General features: G+C 54.0%; 19 protein-coding genes. 6 read left to right on the forward strand and 13 right to left on the reverse strand.

Going from position 1 to position 21,058, the window contains the following annotated elements; all coding sequences use genetic code 11:
* The first annotated feature begins 213 nt into the window (after positions 1–213).
* Complete coding sequence (gene ppa, locus QNN88_RS20200; RefSeq protein ID WP_414241781.1) at positions 214–744, forward strand: inorganic diphosphatase; 531 nt, start codon at positions 214–216, stop codon at positions 742–744.
* Positions 745–909: 165 nt separating this feature from the next.
* Here ppa and QNN88_RS20205 read toward each other — a convergent pair whose 3' ends face one another.
* The 3 genes from QNN88_RS20205 to tamA are packed head-to-tail and all read right to left on the reverse strand — an operon-like array spanning position 910 to position 6,766.
* Positions 910–1,254, reverse strand: a complete 345-nt coding sequence (locus tag QNN88_RS20205; RefSeq protein ID WP_042999209.1) for a gamma-glutamylcyclotransferase — start codon at positions 1,252–1,254, stop codon at positions 910–912.
* 2 nt (positions 1,255–1,256) lie between these two features.
* Entirely contained in the window at positions 1,257–5,036 is a 3,780-nt protein-coding gene (tamB, locus tag QNN88_RS20210) for an autotransporter assembly complex protein TamB (RefSeq protein ID WP_414241782.1), read from the reverse strand.
* Positions 5,033–6,766 (reverse strand): autotransporter assembly complex protein TamA, encoded by a 1,734-nt coding sequence (gene tamA / locus QNN88_RS20215; RefSeq protein ID WP_414241783.1) that lies wholly within the window; start codon positions 6,764–6,766, stop codon positions 5,033–5,035. Before tamA ends, tamB begins: the two co-directional genes overlap by 4 nt.
* A gap of 215 nt (positions 6,767–6,981) precedes the next feature.
* On the opposite strand from tamA, the gene msrA reads away from it, so the two are divergent.
* On the forward strand, positions 6,982–7,623 hold the full coding sequence (gene msrA, locus QNN88_RS20220) for a peptide-methionine (S)-S-oxide reductase MsrA (protein WP_414241784.1): 642 nt from the start codon (positions 6,982–6,984) through the stop codon (positions 7,621–7,623).
* A 170-nt stretch (positions 7,624–7,793) separates the two neighbouring features.
* Complete coding sequence (locus tag QNN88_RS20225; protein ID WP_414241785.1) at positions 7,794–9,131, forward strand: hemolysin family protein; 1,338 nt, start codon at positions 7,794–7,796, stop codon at positions 9,129–9,131.
* Positions 9,132–9,211: 80 nt separating this feature from the next.
* Here the strand turns inward: QNN88_RS20225 and QNN88_RS20230 are convergent, their stop codons facing one another.
* On the reverse strand, positions 9,212–9,418 hold the full coding sequence (locus tag QNN88_RS20230; protein ID WP_004857160.1) for a DUF1107 domain-containing protein: 207 nt from the start codon (positions 9,416–9,418) through the stop codon (positions 9,212–9,214).
* Positions 9,419–9,743: 325 nt separating this feature from the next.
* Here QNN88_RS20230 and QNN88_RS20235 point away from each other — a divergent pair, with 325 nt between their 5' ends.
* Positions 9,744–10,301, forward strand: coding sequence for a YtfJ family protein (locus tag QNN88_RS20235; protein ID WP_414241786.1), 558 nt, complete (start codon positions 9,744–9,746; stop codon positions 10,299–10,301).
* Here the strand turns inward: QNN88_RS20235 and cysQ are convergent.
* Complete coding sequence (gene cysQ / locus QNN88_RS20240) at positions 10,291–11,031, reverse strand: 3'(2'),5'-bisphosphate nucleotidase CysQ (RefSeq protein ID WP_229236442.1); 741 nt, start codon at positions 11,029–11,031, stop codon at positions 10,291–10,293. The genes QNN88_RS20235 and cysQ overlap by 11 nt on opposite strands.
* Before the next feature lie 188 nt (positions 11,032–11,219).
* On the opposite strand from cysQ, the gene cpdB reads away from it, so the two are divergent.
* Positions 11,220–13,163 (forward strand): 2',3'-cyclic-nucleotide 2'-phosphodiesterase, encoded by a 1,944-nt coding sequence (cpdB, locus tag QNN88_RS20245; protein ID WP_414241787.1) that lies wholly within the window; start codon positions 11,220–11,222, stop codon positions 13,161–13,163.
* 38 nt (positions 13,164–13,201) lie between these two features.
* Here the strand turns inward: cpdB and QNN88_RS20250 are convergent, their stop codons facing one another.
* Positions 13,202–13,582: a winged helix-turn-helix transcriptional regulator gene (locus tag QNN88_RS20250; RefSeq protein WP_414241788.1), complete on the reverse strand. Its 381-nt coding sequence runs from the start codon at positions 13,580–13,582 to the stop codon at positions 13,202–13,204.
* 89 nt (positions 13,583–13,671) lie between these two features.
* Here QNN88_RS20250 and QNN88_RS20255 point away from each other — a divergent pair, with 89 nt between their 5' ends.
* The gene (locus QNN88_RS20255; RefSeq protein ID WP_414241789.1) at positions 13,672–14,520 is read left to right on the forward strand and encodes an SDR family oxidoreductase; all 849 of its coding nucleotides are present in this window, start codon (positions 13,672–13,674) and stop codon (positions 14,518–14,520) included.
* Between the two features lie 135 nt (positions 14,521–14,655).
* On the opposite strand, the gene QNN88_RS20260 is transcribed toward QNN88_RS20255, so the two are convergent.
* The 7 genes from QNN88_RS20260 to QNN88_RS20290 are packed head-to-tail and all read right to left on the reverse strand — an operon-like array spanning position 14,656 to position 21,046.
* Complete coding sequence (locus QNN88_RS20260) at positions 14,656–15,573, reverse strand: hypothetical protein (protein ID WP_414241790.1); 918 nt, start codon at positions 15,571–15,573, stop codon at positions 14,656–14,658.
* Positions 15,573–16,079 (reverse strand): fimbrial protein, encoded by a 507-nt coding sequence (locus tag QNN88_RS20265; RefSeq protein ID WP_414241791.1) that lies wholly within the window; start codon positions 16,077–16,079, stop codon positions 15,573–15,575. The genes QNN88_RS20260 and QNN88_RS20265 overlap by 1 nt, the downstream gene beginning before the upstream one ends.
* The gene (locus QNN88_RS20270) at positions 16,079–16,624 is read right to left on the reverse strand and encodes a hypothetical protein (protein WP_414241792.1); all 546 of its coding nucleotides are present in this window, start codon (positions 16,622–16,624) and stop codon (positions 16,079–16,081) included. The genes QNN88_RS20265 and QNN88_RS20270 overlap by 1 nt, the downstream gene beginning before the upstream one ends.
* 9 nt (positions 16,625–16,633) lie before the next feature.
* Positions 16,634–17,158 (reverse strand): fimbrial protein, encoded by a 525-nt coding sequence (locus QNN88_RS20275; RefSeq protein WP_414241793.1) that lies wholly within the window; start codon positions 17,156–17,158, stop codon positions 16,634–16,636.
* Positions 17,158–17,727: a fimbrial protein gene (locus tag QNN88_RS20280; RefSeq protein ID WP_414241794.1), complete on the reverse strand. Its 570-nt coding sequence runs from the start codon at positions 17,725–17,727 to the stop codon at positions 17,158–17,160. Before QNN88_RS20280 ends, QNN88_RS20275 begins: the two co-directional genes overlap by 1 nt.
* A gap of 5 nt (positions 17,728–17,732) precedes the next feature.
* The gene (locus QNN88_RS20285; protein ID WP_414241795.1) at positions 17,733–18,488 is read right to left on the reverse strand and encodes a fimbria/pilus periplasmic chaperone; all 756 of its coding nucleotides are present in this window, start codon (positions 18,486–18,488) and stop codon (positions 17,733–17,735) included.
* A 26-nt stretch (positions 18,489–18,514) separates the two neighbouring features.
* Positions 18,515–21,046, reverse strand: a complete 2,532-nt coding sequence (locus QNN88_RS20290; RefSeq protein ID WP_414241796.1) for an outer membrane usher protein — start codon at positions 21,044–21,046, stop codon at positions 18,515–18,517.
* Positions 21,047–21,058 lie beyond the last annotated feature (12 nt).

The raw sequence follows: 21,058 nt of genomic DNA on the forward strand, positions 1-21,058 counted from the left end.
ACTTCAAAAAAGTAAATAGAACGTTAATCACAAGTTTGTAATCGCTTTCATTTACCTATGAAAAAAGCGGCTGAAGATATGGATTTTTCTGTCATGCGAGTGGTCTGAAAAGGCCAGCGGGGGAGGAGTGAAAACGAAATCAGGCGGAGACATTCGGCGCGAGATAGCTATAATACTCGCCACTTGTTTACGACACAGTTAAAGGAAACAGACATGAGCTTACTCAACGTCCCTGCGGGTAAAGACCTGCCGGAAGATATCTACGTTGTTATCGAGATCCCGGCTAACGCCGATCCGATCAAATACGAAGTCGACAAAGAGAGCGGCGCACTGTTCGTTGACCGCTTCATGTCCACCGCGATGTTCTATCCGTGCAACTACGGCTACATCAACCACACCCTGTCACTGGACGGTGACCCGGTTGACGTGCTGGTGCCGACCCCGTATCCGCTGCAGCCAGGCGCAGTGATCCGCTGCCGTCCGGTTGGCGTGCTGAAAATGACCGACGAATCCGGTGAAGATGCGAAACTGGTTGCTGTACCGCACACCAAGCTGAGCAAAGAGTACGATCATATCAAGGATGTGAACGACCTGCCGGAACTGCTGAAAGCGCAGATCACGCACTTCTTCGAGCACTACAAAGACCTCGAAAAAGGCAAGTGGGTGAAAGTCGACGGTTGGGACAACGCTGAAGCGGCGAAAGCTGAAATCGTTGCCTCCTTCGAGCGTGCGGCGAAGAAGTAATTCGTCCTGTCGAGCGAAGCCCCGCATGTCGGGGCTTTTTTGTGTCCGTAAACGCGAGTCACAGACGCAAAAAACGACGCCACCCGAAGGTGGCGTGGTAAAAGTGCGGGCAAACAAGAAAATGCCTGATGACGCTACGCTTATCAGGCCTGCCCTGCACACGACTCAGTACTGGTCTCTGTCTAACCAGTTACCGCTTTCGATCAGCGTTAATCCCTCAACCGGACGTTGGTACACGTACATCCATGCACTGCCGTATGGCGTCTGGATCAACTGGCGTGCGTATTCACCACCGCGGGTGCGCAACGCATCCAGCTCGGCCAGAGTGGCGTTATCAATACGATAAACCTCACCGTGTACCGTTCCGTTCCCCGGAACTGCGCCTGGATAGTGGCCCAGGCTATACAACTGGTAGTTATCGATACTGTAATCGCCCAGCAACTGGGCGTTGGTCATCCAGTGGCTGTTGCCTTGTTTGGTTCGTAAACTGCCGTAGACAAATATTCGCATTGCTAAAACTCAAACTGATAGAGCAAATCCAGTGCCTGATCTACGCCAGACACGGCTTCCAGATATAGCTTAGGCATCAGGCGATAACGTAACGTGAGTGTCGCCAGTGAGTCAAATATACCCACGCCATATTTCACCTGCAGACCTGGCAGTACGTATCCGCTGACGACGACCTGGGAGGAGTCGCCCACCCCCTGAGTATCCAGTGCCAGATTGCTTACGCCAAATGTCTCCCCGATTTTACCCACAACCTGACCACTTTGTGCAACCCCCAGGCCAATAAGCATTGAGGTCATCGCCGCACTGTCGCTCTGCTCACTGTCCAGCCCCTGTCCACGTAACAGGTAGGAAAGCGCCATCTGTTGCGACATCGCCGGGTCAGAGAAGATCTCAGCCTTCGGTTCATCTGCCGTTCCGGTGACGCGAACGCCAGCGATCACGTCATCTTCAGTGGCATCCGGGTTGCGAATAGCTTCGATATTCAGCAACGGTTGGTCCGGCGGTCCAGAGAACAACAGCTCGCCTTTACGCACAATCAGATCCTGACCGTAGGCGTGGAAGCGGCCTTCCGGAATGTTGATCTGTCCGTTCAGCCCCAGCCCTTGCTTATCCTGCGCGACTTTCAAATCGCCCGTCAGTCGGGCTTTCAGGCCGAATGCATCCATTCGCACGTTATTCCCCACATGAACAGTCAGATTGCTGTTGATGGGGATCGCGGCGGTTTGCGGCTTCTCAGGCTGCAGATCGTTGTTAAGCATGACTTCGTCGCTGGAAACGCCCACCGCGCTCTCTGGCAGGTCGTGTACCACAATCCGCGCCCACGGCACGTCCACCCGACCGTCCAGCGTAAACAGGCTTGGCGTCGCTTCAAATACCACGTCCGGTGAAACATCCAGTCGCACCATCGGCGGCACGGTGATACGTACCCGGCTCCCTTTCGCCGCCACACGGGCGCGCCAGTTGTCTATCTGGCTCCAGTCCGCATCACCGCTCAGGTTGATTTGCCCTTGTTGGGTGCGAATCTCCCCGGCAAGCGTTGAGCGCGTACCGTTGAAATTCATCGCCAGCTGGCTCGGTTGCATATCAAACGGCATAAAGTTACCGTCGATATCCAGCCCGCTCAGTTGCAGTTGCCCAAACATCTGCGGGCTCTGCGCATCCCCCCCCAGACGCAGGTTGGCGCTCAGCATCCCCGCCGCCTTTTCGCCGCGCGCGAAGATCGGGTTCACCATCGCCAGATTCACGTTGCGAATGTTGACGTTGCCGCCCAGATTACGCCGTCCCTGCGGATCGGTTACCTGCACCTGTCCGTCAAGCTGACCGTTATTGGTCAGGCGAATCAGCCAGCCCAGTTCTGCACGATTGTTGCGCAGATCGGCCGTCACGTTCAGGGTATCGAACGCCAGCGGCAGCGGCGCATCGTTAACCGTCTGCGTCACCTTCACGTTACGTCCGGAGAGTGTGACATTACCCTGAGGCAGCCCTTCTTTGGTGGTATCCCAGGAGACGTCGGCTTTACCCGTGAACACACCGCTGGCCTGGGTAGTCTCTGGCATAAACGGTTTCAGCATCGCCAGGTCAAAGCGATTGAGATTCACCACCGCCCGCCCTTCGGCACCGGCATCGATGGTTTGCGGTACACACAGCTCGGCATTCGGATTAGCCCAGCAGTGTGGTCCGATGCTGATTTTCTGCTCCTGGTTGCGATAATCCAGCGCGATGGGGCGCGTCAGGGTCAGCGGGCCCACCGGCGTCTGGAAGCGGGTATTGCTCAGCGAGCCTTTCCAGCGCTCTTCTTTACGATCAAAACTTCCCGCCAGATCGAGCTGGCCGGAGACCGGTTCGCCCTGGACACGTAATTGCAACTCGTGCTGCTTCTCACTGCCTTTGGCGTTCAGGGTCACAAGGTTGATGTTCACGTCGGGCTGCGTAATTCGCTCAACACGAACGTTGAGGTTACCGGCAATCTGATCCGTCGATTTAATATCGCCTTCCACGCGCACCTGCGCAACGGACAGTTCCTGCCAGCGCAGCCCACGGGCAGTGATATCCGCCAGCAGTTGCGGAGCGTCGACTGTACCGCGCACCTTGACCAACCCTTTTGCCGTACCACCGAGTCCCGGCAGCGCGTTATCCAGTCCCGGCGCGTCGATAGTCGCATCCAGATTGAGATCTTTCACGCCCAGTTCGCCTTTCACATCGGCGCTGTTTGGCCCCAGTTCCAGATGCAGGCCGGGAATGATCCACTGCAAATAGCTGTTACCTTTCAGCGATCCTTTAACGTTAACCTTGTTCTGCTTAACGTTCCCGGTCAGCTTCAGCTCAGGCACTTCCATCTGCCAGGTGCCGCCATACAGGCTACCGCGGGTTTTGATCAGCCCATTGAGCTTTGATGGCCAGTCCGGGATCTCTTTCGCCGTATTGATGCCGTCCAGCGTCATCTCGCCTCGCCAGCTGATCGCCTGTTGCCAGTCCACCAGCGCCTTCAGCTCGGTTTTCCCTTCCAGCGCCGCCACGCTGAGTTTATCGAGATTAATTTGCTGTTCGTTGCCTTTCGCATCGAGGGTAATGGTTGCCGGGGGAATATCCCGCCCTTTCACCGCCGTACGCATCGACAGCGTGTAGTCCGTCATCTTGCCGGTGAGTTTGAGCTTGATATCATCAGCCTGGAACTGTTTGTCGCCGGTAAACGGCCAGTACACCTGCTTGCTGACCACTTCCAGATTAATGGGTAGCCCGGCTTGCGCCAGACGCGTCTGGGCACGCAGGTCCATATCCACCGGACCGGAAAGGTTCACGCCCATTTCCAGTTGTTCGCGCAGCGCGCCGCCCACCTTCAGTTTGATCTTCTCGCCCTTCAGCGGATCGACGTTCAGCGTGCTGTTCAGGGTAATGTCTACCGGCCAGTTATCGGTTAATTGCGCCGTCCCCGTGGCGTTCACCGTCCCTTGACTGGAGTCGATATCCAGCGTATCCAGCTTCATGTTGCCGTCGATGCTACTCACTTTCAGCAGCAGGTTATGCACCGTCAGGTCAGTGTCGCCGGTGATACGCAGTTGTTCGCCTTTGAACGCTTCAATATTGAGATTGAGCGGCAGATGCACGTCCGTCATTTCCGGCAGCACCGGTTTTGAGAACAGATCTTTTAGCGTCTCGCCAAGCGGTTTTTCATCCGGCTGCGGGTTCTGGATCTTCGGCTCGACCACCTCTTCCTGTGCGACCTCTGCCACTTTCGGCAGCGCGATCAGCAGCCCCTGTAGCGACGTCGGCTTCAGGGTCAGGTTTTTCTCCTGCCAGTGCAGGCCGGAGGTGAAATCCATCACCGAGACGGTCGTGTCGTCGATTTTAATGTTGACGTTATTGAGCGCCACGCGAGAAAGCGTGATCGGATATGGCGTAGAAAGATTCAGCGGGCCGCTGTCCTCTTCTTCCTCGACCTGTTCAGAAGGCGGCATTTTTTTACTGTCGATCGCCACATTAATGTCTTTGAGTGACAGATCGTTCACACACAAGCTGCTGTTCCACAGGCAATTTAGCCCCACCGCCAGATGCACTTCCCCGGCGTTAACCGCCACGCCGGGCTGGTCATAGCGAATATTTTTCAGCGACAAATCACGCCAGCCGCCGGTGACCTGACCAATTTCCAGCCCCGGTACCCAGCGATTCGCCGCATTGAAGATCAGATGCAGACCGGTTGTCGTGCCCACCAGAAACGCCACCGTTCCCAGCAACAGCAGGATAAAAATCAGTACGCCGAGGCTTATCTTCTTCCATAAACTCATAATTCAGGCCCCAGACCGATGTAAAACTGTAAACCGTGTTCCTCTTTGTCGCCGACCGGAACGGCAAAGTCGAGCTTAATTGGCCCAACCGGAGACTGCCAGCGCACGCCCACACCGGCGCCGGTTTTGAAGTCGCTTTTACGGATGTCGCTCACCGCTTCGCCGCTGTCAACGAACATCGCCCCCCACCATTTACCGGTCACGTTGTACTGATACTCCAGCGATCCGGTCACCAGCTTCGAGGCCCCTTTCAGATCGCCGTTGCTGTACTTCGGTGAAATCGATTTGTATTTGTAGCCACGAATACTGCGGTCCCCCCCGGCGAAGAAACGCAGGTCCGGTGGCACCTTGTCGAAATCACCGGTTTCGATCCAGCCCAGGTTGCCACGCGTGACGAAACGATGGCGATCGTAGAGAGTACGGATCCAGACGTTTTGCGCCTGGAAAACGGAGAAATCTACGTCAGAGCCCCAGGCCGTATTGGAGTAATCGATGGAATAGCGCTGCGAATCGCCCCAGACGGGCATCAGTCCGCCGCGTGACCGAGTGCGGCTGATCATGACGCCCGGGTAAAGCAGCATGGTGGTGTCAGTGACTTCACCCTGGGTAAAGTGGTCAAGGCTCCAGCGCAGATTGATGGCGCGCTGCCAGCCGCTGGACAGATCCCAATAGCGGGAAACCGCAAGCGTGGTGGAGTCCTGTTCGGTATCGTTAAGATCGGTACGCTTAAAACCGCCCTGCACCAGATAGTACTGCTCCAGCGGATTTTTCAGCAGCGGCATTTTGTAGCTGAAATCCAGCTGTTGTTCAGGTGACGAGATGCTGGCGCTGGTCGTCAGGCTATGACCGTAAGAGTTCATCCACGGTTTTTTCCACGTTGCCTTTACGCGCGGGCCGACGTCGGTGGAATAGCCCACCCCGGTCTCAATGGTGTTTTCCGTACGCGGTGAAACGACACCTTTTAGCGGCAGCACTTTGGTTTTACGCGCCTTATCAAACTCAGGCGCCACGACGACGGAGTTAAACCAGCCGGTCGCGGAGAGACGGCGGTTCAGTTCACCGAGCTCTTTCGACTCGTACTCATCGCCTTCTTTAAAAGGGACCAGATGCTGCAGATATTCCTCGCGGATCTGCGATCCTTCAAACGTCACATGCCCGAAACGATAGCGTTCGCCGCTGTTGTAATCGATATCCCAGAATGCCTGGTGGCGATCCAGCGCAATGCCAAGTTGGCTCTTATTAAATTCGCTGTCGAAATATCCCTTACGTAGCGCCACGCTGGTGAGGGACTTTTTGAAGCTGTCATAGTCCCCATGATTAAGCACCGTACCGATTGCCGGACGCGTTTTCAGCAGATCCAGGTAATCTCTGTCGGTACGCGCGCCGCCACGTAAAATGACTTCTGTTCCGCCAATACGCACCGGTTCACCGGGGGTCACTTTGGCCACCAGCACCTGGCGCCCTTTCGCCGGCGGCGGACGCAGATCGAAATCAATGGTCGGTTCGTAATAGCCGAGCGCCTTTAACCCTTCGCGAATGGCATCATCCACGCGCGCACGAAAGCGACGGTCCGGCGTCACTTCATCACTCTGGATGGTTGAGAGCTGTGCGCGGACGTTTTTCTCCAGTTCACCTGATAGCCCCTCGACCTGTAGACGGACGTTCGCGGCAAAGGCAGAACTGCTCAAACACAGCAGGCTCACCCAACATAACTGACGGATATGTGGCACTTTTTCTCCTGAATATCCCTTATTTCCACCCCTGGAAAACAATCATAACGCCGATCCACGGCTTAACAAAAACCCAACAATTGGGGTTGAAAAACAGACGACAACCCAAATATTTCTTATGTTTACTGTAGACGTATTCGTAACGGATATTGTGTGCAAATACGCGTCTTGTTACAACCTTAACCCCAATTACTGATTTTCGGGAGAACGGCACCATGAGTTTATTTGATAAAAAGCATCTGATTTCGCCGTCAGATGCCCTACCTGGACGCAATACCCCGATGCCGGTGGCGACATTACATGCCGTCAATCAACACTCAATGACCAATGTTCCCGAAGGGATGGAAATCGCGATTTTCGCCATGGGCTGTTTCTGGGGCGTGGAGCGGTTGTTCTGGCAACTGCCTGGCGTTTACAGTACGGCGGCGGGGTATACCGGTGGTTACACGCCGAATCCCACCTATCGGGAAGTCTGTTCCGGTGAAACGGGCCACGCCGAGGCGGTTCGCGTAGTGTACGACCCGACGGTCATCAGTTATGAGCAACTGTTGCAGGTGTTCTGGGAAAACCACGATCCGGCACAGGGCATGCAACAGGGCAACGACCACGGCACCCAGTATCGTTCGGCTATCTATCCGCTGACGCCGGAACAGGACAGCGCCGCACGCGCCAGTCTCGAGCGCTTCCAGACCGCCATGCACGCAGCGGGGGACGATCGCCGCATCACCACCGAAATCAGCAACGCGACGCCGTTCTATTACGCTGAGGACGACCACCAGCAGTATCTGCACAAAAACCCGTATGGCTACTGCGGTATCGGCGGGATTGGCGTCTGCTTACCCCCTGATGCGTCATAATTCTGACCATCACTGCTGAAAATTAAGCCTCTGGCGGCTTTACAGTCCCTTACGCTATACTAGCCGCTGAACTTACCGGCTCACCTCTACGAGCCGGTTTTCATCAAGCGTTACCACATGGATTTATCAACTTCCCTTCCGAGGATCTGACCTGAACGGTCGGATAAGATATGTTAAACAGTATTTTCATTATTCTTTGCCTGATCGCTGTGAGTGCGTTCTTCTCGATATCCGAGATCTCACTTGCTGCTTCACGTAAAATTAAGCTCAAACTGCTGGCCGATGAAGGCAATCTCAATGCGCAACGCGTGTTGAAAATGCAGGAAAACCCTGGGATGTTCTTTACCGTCGTGCAAATCGGTCTGAACGCGGTTGCCATTCTTGGCGGTATCGTGGGCGACGCGGCTTTCTCGCCGGCCTTTTACTCCCTGTTCTCTCAATATCTGTCGCCAGAACTCTCTGAGCAGTTGAGCTTTATTCTCTCCTTCTCGCTGGTCACCGGTATGTTTATCCTCTTCGCGGACTTAACCCCGAAACGCATCGGTATGATTGCGCCAGAAGCTGTGGCTTTGCGTATCATCAACCCGATGCGCTTCTGTCTGTTTGTGTTCACGCCGCTGGTGTGGTTCTTCAACGGGTTGGCGAACGTGATCTTCCGCATCTTCAAATTGCCGATGGTGCGCAAGGATGACATCACCTCTGATGATATTTATGCCGTGGTGGAAGCTGGCGCGCTCGCGGGCGTGTTGCGTAAACAGGAACACGAGCTGATTGAAAACGTATTCGAGCTGGAATCACGCACCGTGCCATCATCCATGACGCCGCGTGAAAACGTCATCTGGTTCGATCTGCATGAAGACGAGCAGAGCCTGAAAAACAAAGTGGCGGAACATCCGCACTCCAAGTTCCTCGTCTGTAACGAAGATATTGACCACATCATTGGTTACGTTGACTCGAAAGATTTACTGAATCGTGTTCTGGCGAATCAGAGCATGGCGCTGAACAGCGGCGTGCAGATCCGCAACACCCTGATTGTTCCGGATACGCTGACCCTTTCGGAAGCGCTGGAAAGCTTTAAAACCGCCGGTGAAGATTTCGCGGTGATCATGAACGAATACGCGCTGGTGGTCGGTATCATCACGCTGAATGATGTGATGACCACGCTGATGGGCGATCTGGTCGGCCAGGGTCTGGAAGAGCAGATTGTGGCGCGCGACGAGAACTCCTGGCTGATTGACGGCGGTACGCCGATCGATGACGTGATGCGCGTACTGGATATCGATGAGTTCCCGCAATCAGGTAACTACGAAACGATTGGCGGCTTTATGATGTTCATGCTGCGTAAAATCCCGAAACGGACCGATTCCGTGAAATTCTCAGGCTACAAATTCGAAGTGGTGGATATCGATAACTACCGTATCGATCAGCTGCTGGTAACGCGCCTGGACAGTAAACCGAGCGTACTGGTGCCGAAACTGCCGGACGCGAAAGAAGACGTGAAAGCGTAGTTTCGCTGGCTCTTCCTGCCTCAGAAACATCAACGGCTCCCGAAGGGAGCCGTTCTTTAAACTACTGCATAGCACGTTGGTTAAGCCATCTCAGTTTGCAGACGCAGAACCTGACGGTTGACTTCGGACATCACAGACAAGTGCTGTTTATCCTTCACTTTTGGGATAAGAATCTTACCCTTATCAAACTCAAAAGCGCCAACATCCTTGATATATAACCGTCCACGGAACAGGATTTTCACGTACTTCGCCACTTGCAGTGGGTTGTACCGTTGGAAAATTTTCATTGTTATCTCCTGCTTAAGTGTTACGCCCCTGTGGTACCACAATCGGTCCAACCGTTATAAGGCGCAAATTTTAATGCCATTTGACTATAGACTATCTGGGCGATGTTTCCAGCGCGTATAAGTTTATTTACCTTTTCATTACAGTTAATCAGAATCATCTCTGAATCAGGGTGCGGTCCTCAGTATAAGCCTTCGTTTTTCGCAGGATTTGTGCGCCCGTCCGCAAACTGGCATCGCTCTTGCGGGAAAAAGCATCATTCGCACATATGATTAAAAATCAGACCCAAGTGGTCGGATCACCTGCAAACAATAAGAAGGAAATACCATGACCTTACGTAAGATTCTGGCGCTGGCGTGCCTGTTAGCGCCAATGATGGCCTCCGCGCATAGCTTCGAAACGGGCCAGCGCGTCCCGCCGGTCGGGATTGCCGATCGCGGCGAATTGATTCTTGAAAATGATAAGTTCAGCTATAAAAGCTGGAACAGCGCACAGTTGCCCGGGAAGGTGCGTCTCCTTCAGCACATCGCCGGACGCACCTCCGCTAAAGAAAAAAATGCGACGCTGATTGAAGCGATCAAAGCGGCAAAACTGCCCCATGACGTTTACCAGACCACGACGATCGTCAACACTGACGACGCGATTCCAGGCTCCGGTATGTTTGTGCGCAGCAGCCTTGAGAGCAATAAGAAGCTCTACCCGTGGTCGCAGTTTATCGTCGACAGTAACGGCGTGGCCCGTAAAGCCTGGCAACTGGATGAAGAGAGCTCTGCTGTCGCGGTGCTTGATAAAGAGGGTCGCGTACAGTGGGCAAAAGACGGGGCGCTAACTCAGGAAGAGGTGCAGCAGGTGATTGCCCTGCTGCATAAGCTACTCAATAAATAGAGACCCGAAAGCCGGGGTTGAGGAACGATTCACGCGGGGTGTAATCCAGCGGTTTACCCTGCCAGTCGTGAACGTGCGCCCCGGCTGCTGCCGCGACGGCATGGCCCGCAGCGGTATCCCAGACGTTGGTCGGCCCGAAGCGCGGGTACAACTGCGCCTGCCCCTCCGCCACCAGGCAGAACTTCAGCGACGAACCAATCGACGTCGTCTGGTGTTCACCCAGCTGCTGTAAATATTCTTTCAGTTCGTTGTCTGCGTGGGAGCGGCTAATCACCACCAGCGGCGGACGCGCGTCGCGTACCTGAATCTGCTTGCGCACGTTGCACTCTTCTTTCCAGGCTTTGCCTTCCGCCGCGCTGTACATCACTTTCATCACCGGCGCATAGACCACGCCCAGTACCGGTTTGCCCTTCTCGATAAGCGCAATGTTGACGGTGAACTCACCGTTGCGTTTGATGAACTCTTTGGTGCCATCCAGCGGGTCAACCAGCCAGTATCGCTGCCAGTGCTGGCGCACTTCCCAGGCCGGCGGGTCCTCTTCGGAGAGGACGGGAATATCCGGCGTCAGTTGCGTTAAGCCTTCGAGAATCACCGCGTGAGCGGCGATATCCGCCGCGGTTACCGGAGAATCGTCCTGCTTGCTGGCAATCTCCATCGGTTTGACTCCATCATAGACCTGCATAATGGCATCGCCCGCGTTCCGTGCAAGCTGGCATACGTGTTCTAACATTCTCCACCTCGTTTGTTGCAGTGGTCTTAACTCATTGTTTTACTTATACCCGATCAGAGGCGAATCCGCCAACTGTGATAGCGACTGCGGTTTTGCTTGCTAAACTGATGCATGATTCACAGTTCTGTAAGCAAGAAGATTTATATACATTTTCTTTTGTGGCTTAGATCTTAAAAGGATGCCCTCTGATGATTAAGTTTAGTGCAACGCTTCTGGCCACGCTGATCGCGGCCAGTGTGAATGCCGCGACCGTCGATCTGCGGATAATGGAAACCACTGATTTGCATAGCAACATGATGGATTTCGATTATTACAAAGATACCGCAACCGAAAAATTCGGACTGGTACGCACTGCAAGCCTGATTAACGCCGCACGTAATGAAGCCAAAAACAGCGTGCTGGTCGACAATGGCGATCTGATTCAGGGCAGTCCGCTGGGCGACTATATGGCGGCAAAGGGACTGAAAAAAGGCGATGTCCATCCGGTGTATAAGGCGCTGAATACGCTGGATTACGCGGTGGGAAACCTCGGTAACCATGAGTTCAACTACGGACTGGCGTATCTGCAAAACGCGCTCGCTGGAGCGAAGTTCCCCTATGTTAACGCCAATATCATCGACGTTAAGACCCAAAAGCCGTTGTTTACACCTTATCTTATTAAAGAGACGGATGTCGTCGATCAGGAAGGCCATAAGCAGACGCTGAAAATCGGCTATATCGGGTTTGTTCCACCGCAGATCATGACCTGGGATAAAGCCAACCTGAGCGGCAAAGTGACGGTTAACGACATTACCGAAACCGCACGTCAATATGTGCCGGAAATGCGTGAAAAAGGGGCCGATGTGGTGGTGGTGGTCGCGCACTCGGGACTCTCTGCCGACCCATACCAGAGCATGGCGGAAAACTCGGTTTATTATCTCAGTGAAGTGCCCGGCGTGGACGCAATCCTGTTTGGTCATGCTCACGCCGTCTTCCCCGGTAAAGACTTTGCCAACATCAAAGGCGCGGATATCGCAAAAGGGACGCTGAACGGCGTGCCGGCGGTGATGCCAGGCATGTGGGGCGATCATCTGGGCGTGGTGGATCTGGTGCTCAGTAACGACAGCGGCAAATGGCAGGTGACGCAGGCCAAAGCCGAAGCGCGCCCCATTTACGACGCCGCTGAGAAGAAATCACTCGCTGCCGAAGACAGCAAACTGGTGGAGATTCTGAAAGCTGACCACGACGCGACGCGCGAATTTGTCAGCAAGCCGATCGGTAAATCCGCTGATAACATGTACAGCTATCTGGCGTTGGTGCAGGACGATCCGACCGTTCAGGTGGTTAATAACGCGCAGAAAGCCTATGTCGAACATTTCATTCAGGGCGATCCGGATCTGGCGAAACTGCCGGTCCTTTCCGCCGCCGCGCCGTTTAAAGTCGGTGGGCGTAAAAACGATCCGGCCAGTTTTGTCGAAGTGGAAAAAGGTCAGTTAACCTTCCGTAATGCCGCTGACCTTTATCTGTACCCGAACACGCTGGTCGTCGTTAAAGCCAGCGGCAAAGAGGTGAAAGAGTGGCTGGAGTGCTCCGCCGGACAGTTTAATCAGATCGATATCACCAGCAGCAAACCGCAGTCGCTCATCAACTGGGACGGTTTTCGCACCTATAACTTCGATGTGATCGATGGCGTGGAATACCAGATTGATGTCTCACAGCCCGCACGCTATGACGGTGAATGCCAGACGGTAAACCCAAAAGCAGAAAGGATTAAAAATCTGACCTTCAACGGCAAGCCGATTGATCCGAATGCCACTTTCCTGGTCGCCACCAATAACTATCGCGCTTATGGCGGTAAGTTTGCCGGAACCGGCGACAGCCATATTGCCTTTGCATCACCGGATGAAAACCGCTCGGTGCTGGCGGCATGGATTGGCGCGGAATCTAAACGCGCCGGGGAAATTCATCCGGCGGCTGATAACAACTGGCGTCTGGCGCCGATTCACAGCGAGAAGAAACTGGATATCCGCTTCGAAACCTCGCCAGGGGATAAAGCCGCCGCGTTTATCAAAGAGAAAGGCCAGTACCCGATGCAAAAAGTGGCAACCGATGAGATCGGTTTCGCAATTTATCAGTTGGATTTAAGCAAGTAGCGTGATTGCCGGGTGGCACCCCGCCATCCGGCAACGTTTTACGCCGCCCGCGCTTCCCGTTCTGCTAACACCTGCGGCAGATTCAGCTCAATCCAGTCTGCCAGCGCGGCGACTTTATCACTGACCTGCTCGCCCAGCGGGGTCAAACTGTATTCCACGTGCGGCGGCACAACCGGATACGAAACCCGGTTGATGAACCCATCCTGCTCCAGCGCCTGCAACGACTGCGCCAGCATCTTCTCGCTTACGCCCCCCATTTTACGCCGCAAATCGCTGAAGCGATGTGTGCCGTCGCGTAGCGCCACCAGGATCAACACGCCCCAGCGACTGGTCACATGCTTTAACACCTCACGCGACGGGCACTGTTCGGCAAACAAATTGCCGTCACGCAGTTGTTGAGAAAGTGTCGGTGCACTCATCTTATACTTACCTTTTTGTGCGTACTTACTAAAAGTAAGTTTAAGTGCTAGCTTTATAAAACACAAGCGACACATTAAGGAGTCACCCCATGATTGCAGTTACCGGCGCGACGGGCCAACTGGGCCAACACGTTATTGAGAACCTGCTGAAAACCGTACCTGCCAGCCAGATTGTGGCGATAGTGCGCAACCCGGCGAAGGCTACCGCGTTAAGCCAACAGGGCATCACCGTACGTCAGGCGGATTACAGCGACGAAACCGCATTCACCCAGGCGTTGCAGGGTGTTGATAAGCTGCTGTTGATCTCTTCCAGTGAAGTGGGGCAGCGTGCCGCCCAGCACCGTAATGTCATTAATGCGGCGAAGACCGCGAAAGTGAAATTTATTGCCTACACCAGCCTGTTGCATGCCGACCGCTCTCCTCTCGCTTTGCACGTTGAACACGTCGACACCGAGAAGATGCTGGCTGACTCCGGTATTGCCTACGCGCTGTTGCGTAACGGCTGGTATACCGAAAACTATCTTGCCAGCGCGCCTGCTGCGCTGGAGCATGGCGTGTTTATCGGCGCGGCGGGCGAGGGCCGAATTGCCTCTGCGACGCGTGCGGATTACGCTGCGGCCGCCGCACAGGTCATCAGCACCGAAGGCCATGCCGGTAAGGTGTATGAACTGGCGGGTGATGAATCCTGGACGCTGAGCCAACTGGCCGCAGAACTGAGTAAACAGAGTGGCAAACCTGTCGTTTATCAGAACCTGAGCGAGGCCGATTTTGCCGCCGCGCTGAAAAGCGTGGGTCTACCCGCCGGTCTGGCGGAGATGCTCGCCGATTCAGACACCGGCGCATCCAAAGGCGGTCTGTTCGATGACAGCCACACGCTGAGCAAACTGATCGGCCGCCCGACCACGTCGCTGGCAGAGAGCATCAACGCGTTTCTGTAACTATTAAAAATCAGTTAATTACGGTGGCATCCCCGCGCATCCTCTCTGATAATGACGGGATGATGCGTGGGGAAAAACGTGCAGGCTGTACCCGAGCAGTTTAGTGATGAAAAAGGCGTATTTCGCGTCTTATCGTTATTCCAGGGTGGCAATCATCACTGCGCTGGCGGTGAACGCGCCGGTCGGAATATCGGTGTATGCCACACTGGGATCACGTACTGGTTCAAAACTTAACTTTTCGGTTTGTGTACCCACATTATAGGTTCGGGTGTAGGTTGTGCCGGTATCCACCACGGTATCATTCAGCGACATCGCAATAGAAAGACCGTTCGCTGATGAATGGATATATTGATTTCCGTCAGTTGACCCTGGCGTATACTGAAACTTAATTGAATACGTTGCAGTGCCTGTGCCAGTGCACGTGACATCCAGCAGTTTATCTGTGGCAGGCGTCGTGCCAGCAATTGTACCGATAATACTGCGGTCGATGTCGCCCAGAGAGACATCCAGAGCATTGCCATTATTAAATGTACATGTAATGAGTACAGGGGCAGGAGGGAGGGGGGGTTTACCACCACCTAAACAGCCTTGCGGAGTATTATTAAACAGAAACTGATGGTTCACGTAATCTGTCGCCTCAAACAGCACATAGCACATATACTTTTTTGGGGTTTCGACAATTTTACTCGAGGCAGAAAATGTAAACTGAAGCGTACTTAAATCTTGCCCGGCAGCTATATAATAGTGCTCATAAGCAAAGGTATCGCCGTTGGAAGGATAATATGAATCGGGGGAGTTTGTTTGATATAATGCAACACCATAATAGCCAGATGCGGGCACCGTATTCCCTTTACCAATATTTAACGTACAATAACCCCCTATATATTCGTTGAGATATAAACCGGTCATGGGTGTATCACGTGAGACAGGGCAATTTCCTTGCACACCGGGAACCCCCGTCCAGGCCGCCGAAGCCTCAATGCTTATTAAAGAAAAAAAAAGTAAAAACAGGGTGTTGATCATTACTTTTTTATAACTGTGAATCAAAATCATCAAAAATACTCCGCCATTAACGTTGCCGTTGCTGTAAACGTTGCCGCCTGTAGTTCGCTGTCAGGATCCTGATCCAGCCTGATATCCAGTTTCGGCGGGTTATGCCAATCAGCCACGGAGAAAGGCGTATTCAGCGTTTGTTCCAGGCCTTCATTAAGAAAGGTCACCCACAGCCCCGGCTGGCTGGCCGCCATCGTGGCGCTATGCCCTGCCACAGGCGTTGCCTTGATCGTCATTTCCACGCTGTTGCTCTCAGTTGCGCCGGAACAATTAAGAGAATAGTTGACGGGTTGCGTTATCGTCCCGGTTGCCACCTTATTCACCGCAACATTACCGAACACCACGTTAATCACCTGATTGTTATTCACCGTGCAGGCTTTTCGCCCCATGAGATGACCGGTAAAAGAAATATCTATGCTGTCGCCAGTTTGCGCCGCAAAAAGTTCAGGCACCTGAAACCCGGCAAGAAAAATAGTCAAAATCAGGACGCGGCCGTTCCGTTTCATTACACAAACTCCATTATCAGCGTCGCGCTGGCACTGATTCTCGCGCCATTGATTAATCCGTCGCCCTGCCCCACCAGTACCAGTTCCGCCTGAATGGCAGGCTGCTGCGTCAGCATATCCACGGCAAATGGCGCGTTCACATCCTGTACCAGACCGTTAACCAGCAGACGTATACCCAGCTCCTGGCCCGGGTTGCTGTCATTAATGCTGACAGGCAATAACTTATGCCCGTTATAATCGAGCGTTACCCCCCCGACCGGACTGAAGGTCATTTGCGCTTTGCCACCTGCGTCCCCGGTACAACTCATCGTTGCAGGAACTGTTTCCAGGTACGAGCCAGAGAGCACCGTTCCACCATCGGCCGGCTCAAAATCCACTTCACTAAAATCAACGGTGGCTGAATCACCATTGTTAAAGGTACAGGCCCCATTGGCCACGACCGTACCGCTAATATTAATATTGATATTAACCGAGTCGTCCGCAAAGGCACTGTACCCCCCAACCATAAGGCTCAATAGCAGCACAACATGTTTCCAGATACGCATTTCCGCCTCTCAGGGATAATCGATTTGAAACGTTGCCGTCGCAATAAATGGCCCGGCAGTCAGACTTTGCGCAGCAATCGCATCTGGCTCAGCCTGAACATAGCCGCGTAACGCCAGGGTATTGGTGCCATTTGCTAACGCAAATACAGGGCTGGGCTGGTTCAGCGCCAGCGGTTGCGGACTGCCTTCGTCCGTTTCAATGCCAAACGCGATGCCGTGTGTATCGCCGTCGTCCGGAACCAGTAACCCCGGTAAAGCAACGCTTTCCGTTCCTTTAAAGGTCACCGTCGCGCTATTGCCTAATGAGGTATCGCACTCGGTCAACACAATCGCAAACGGCTCGCCGGGCGTGCGGCTGGTCTGGTAAAAATACTTGCTTACCAGGTTGCCGAAATCGAGGGTGATGGCGGATGAGTCGGTACTCAGCGTGCAGGGCTCTGCAACTAATTGACCTGAGATTTGCACATTATTTTCTATTGCGAACGCAGACGGCATCAGCATTGTCAGTGCCAGGTAATAAAACAGGCGTTTCATCAGTCATATTCCAGGAAAAAGTTCACGGACGCCTGATACGCCCCTTTTACCAGCGGCGCGCTTGTGCGTTCGGGTGTGACATACCAGATCAGCTCATCGCTCGGCGGCATGGCAAACTGCGGTCTACCGCGCTGCCCCAGGCTGATGTCATTCTGCTGCGCATCAGTGATGCGTAGCCCGAACCCGCTGGCCCCGGTCACCTTAACGAGTTGTGAGTTGTCTGCATCGCCCGAGGCGATAAAACGGACCGTCAATACGGGCTGAACCGGATCCCAGCTACGGGTTCCGGTTTTAACGTTCAGGCTGTTGCCGCGCATGCGGATACAGTATTTAAAGTGCATCACAACAGGAATGGGCATTCCGCGATCGCCCGGTTTTGCCAGTAACGCGCTCGAGATGTCGCCCAGATCAACCTGCTGCCAGGATGAGGTCAGGTCAAGCATACAGGCACCTTCGGTCATCATGCCGCGCACTTCGATGTTCAGTGTATCGCTGCCTGCCTGCGCCAGCGTACTGAACAACACCAGAGCCATGCCGCAGACCGCTCGCTTTGCGTTACCGGAGTTCATCGGTTTTAGCCCGCCTGGGTGGACTGCACAGTGCAGTTGTTGCCACCACAGCGATAAACCAGCTTCGGACGTCCGCCGAAGTCGTTGATATAGGTCACGACCGGATTGTTGCCCATCTCGTTCGCGCTGCTTCCCAGCGGCGCGCTACTCTTAGGCGCAACCAGCACAGGCTTAAAGGATTTAATCGCCGCCCCTTTCAGCGAAGGCGATACCTCGACGATGGAGATGTAATAGGCCGTAGGGTTGTTTGCCACGTAATGATCGCCCTGGCGGGTTAAGGTCATCTGCTCCTGCCACGGTTTGTCGGACGGGTTAACAGCGAGCCCCGCCGGACGATAAAAGAGCTTGATACGCGTCTGCAGGGCAATTTGCAGCGTGTTAGGTTTATCCGTTTTTGGCGGGATTTCGCGCAGGTTGAAGTAGAACAGGGTTTCTTTATCCTGCGCCAGCAGGTTCATGGCCGGCGTGGTCTGGACTTTCACCTGGGTTTTACTACCGGGTTCGATACGTTGCACGGGTGGCAAAGCAGTCAGCGGATCGGTCAGCTTTTTACCCTGCGCATCCTCAACCCACGCCTGCGCCAGGAACGGCAGCTCGCGGTTCTGGTTGGTAACCCCCAGGCTTACGGATTTGTCACCACCATTGAGCACAACTCGCGTGCGATCCAGCGCCAGAGCAGCATCGGCGCTCTGCGCCACGGTCAACCCAGTCGCCGTTAACAGGAAAAGGCTCATCAGTTGTTTTTTAGAATGTTGAAACATCGTACGTTCTCATCGTCATAAGTCAGTTATTTGCTGCCAGCAGGTAAGCAAGGCAGAAGCATTTTTTGGCTTTCCAGATCCACAGGTAACCGTGTCGGTAGGGTAATTGTGCACTGGTCTGTTCCTTCCCAGTTCACGCCCATCACCTCACCAGGCTTAATCCCCGTCAGCCAGACTTCGCCGTCTTCGCCGATGAGCCCGGTCTGTTCCTTATCCTGATTGATCACTGTTGCGCCAAACGGCGGGACAGTGCCATCCGCCAGACGGATTATCGCCATGGCCTTTTTACCGGCGATGATGCCGAATTTACGGTAACCAATCGCGCCTTCGGTGAGGGTTCCTTCCACCACGGAACGGTTGGTATCGACATCATCTCCTAACGCATCCATGTCAATGTTCACGCTATTTCGGTAGTAGCTGCTCACATCTCCCACGACGGCTTTACCGAACATATTTGAGCGGGTGTTGTTGCCTGCTCCTTTTACCGGTACGTCGCTGACGCCTGCGGTATCGACCATCATTCGCGTACCGCCCGGTACGGACATCCGGTGCAGGGCTGCACCGTGGGCGGTGGCCGTCATGCCGCCGCGAATTGACATCCCCACTGAGCTGTACTGATTACCCTGCTGTGCGGCAGTCGCCGTGACCTCAGCAATATCCCCTTCATGCGTCAGGTAACCACTGCCACCCGTCGCACCGTTTTGGTCCCGACTGACGCTTATATGGTAGTCATTGTTTGCGTTAATTTTGTCGCTGTACGAAAGCGAATGACCAACGCCTGCCTGACCAAACTGACTGTCGTAGCTCAGCGAGCCGGACTCCCCCCACGGCAGCGACAGGCTGACGTACACCCCTTTATCCTGGCTGTCCGTACTCTGCGTACGGAAGGCGGACAAGTTCATGCTGATGTTTTTAAACCGGCCCAGATCGAAATAGCGGGATATCGACAGGTTATAGGTCGTGCTGGTGGGTTGATCCCAGTACGTCTGCCTACTGTAGTTCAGATACACACTCATATTGAGCGGACGGATTTGCTGGTTAAACGAGATGGTATACATCTCTTTACCGCTGCCGCCGCTGTCGTTGTTGTGATAACGCGCATCGAGGTACTGCGACATACTCATAAAGTCACGTTCGGAGAAGCGATACCCTGCGAAAGTCACCTGGCTGTCCGTGCTGTCGAACCGCTTGGAATAACTCACACGGTACGATCCGCCCTGTTTCGTTCCTGCATTTGGCAGCGTGGCGCGGGATTGTGTCACGTCAAACGAAAGAGCACCGAGGACTAACAAATCTCGTCCAATACCCAGCGCAGCTGCGTTGTAATCCCCTGCAGCCAATACGCCGCCATACAATGACCAGCCGTTGTTCACCCCCCAGGAAAACTCACCCGTTCCGAATACCGGCCCATTTACATGGTGGTCAAAGTCAGAGGGACGCCCTGCGGCAACTTTGTACCGCACCATCCCCGGACGCGTCAGATACGGCACGTTTGAAGTGTTCATCTGATACGTTTGAACGCTTCCGTCCTGTTCGGTCACTTTCACATCCAGTGTTCCCAGCACCGCATTATTCAGATCCTGAATACGAAACGGCCCTGCAGCAACGGTCGTTTCGTATAACACCCGCCCCTGCTGGCTAACCGTCACTTTAGCGTTGGTTTTCGCTATGCCGGTGACTTCCGGCGCATAACCGCGCAAATTAGGCGGCAGCATGCTGTCACTAGAGACCAGGCTGGTACCGGTAAAACGAAAGCTGTCGAACATATCTGAAGACAAATAATCTTCACCCAGCGTCATTTTCGCCCGTATAGACGGCAGCGCCCGGTAAAGATAAAAACGATTCCAGTCCAGCGATTGCGCATTACTTGACGTATTGCCTGACTGTTGCACCATCTGACCCTGCCAGTCAGCACGTAAGCGCCATGCACCCATGTTTAATCCGGCCGTACCGTTTCCGCTGAGCGTCTTGTTGTCACTTTCTTCACCAGATGTCTTTTGACGGGTCGCCTGACCGTTGATGTTATAGTCGAACATCATGCCCGCTACGCCGTTATCCCAGCGTGACGGGGGATCCCAGTTATCCGACACGTACTCAAGGTACGCTTGCGGCAGGCTGATAAAGAGCGCGCCATTGCCCAAATCACCGCGGACTGCCATACCTGGAAGCGACTGGGGATCCAGACATTCTCCGTTATGCCACCAACTCAATTGTTTGCTGGATTTGGTGGTAAGCCCCAGACGCGTAACTATGTCCGTTGTCAGACAAGCTTCACTCCCGTCAGGATCGTTATCAGGAGCAATAAATTGCACCGGCTGCTCGGGTAATGAACTTTTATTAACCTGTATCGCCATGGTATAGGTACCGGGCATAACGTACCCGGCACGGGAGAACTGACTTAAATCAATATGGCTGCGATCCTGAACGTCCAGCACATCGGTATTAAACTCAACGTTTTTTTCTCCGGCCCATACCGTAGAGGTATGTCCGGCAAGCACGGTTAACAGCAAACTCGCAATCACTGACCTGCGGAATAGCTGTACTTTATACTTCAACATCACTATTCCTCA

Origin of the sequence: Citrobacter sp. ANG330 (assembly GCF_047467925.1) — a bacterium.
Lineage (GTDB): Bacteria > Pseudomonadota > Gammaproteobacteria > Enterobacterales > Enterobacteriaceae > Citrobacter_A > Citrobacter_A amalonaticus_G.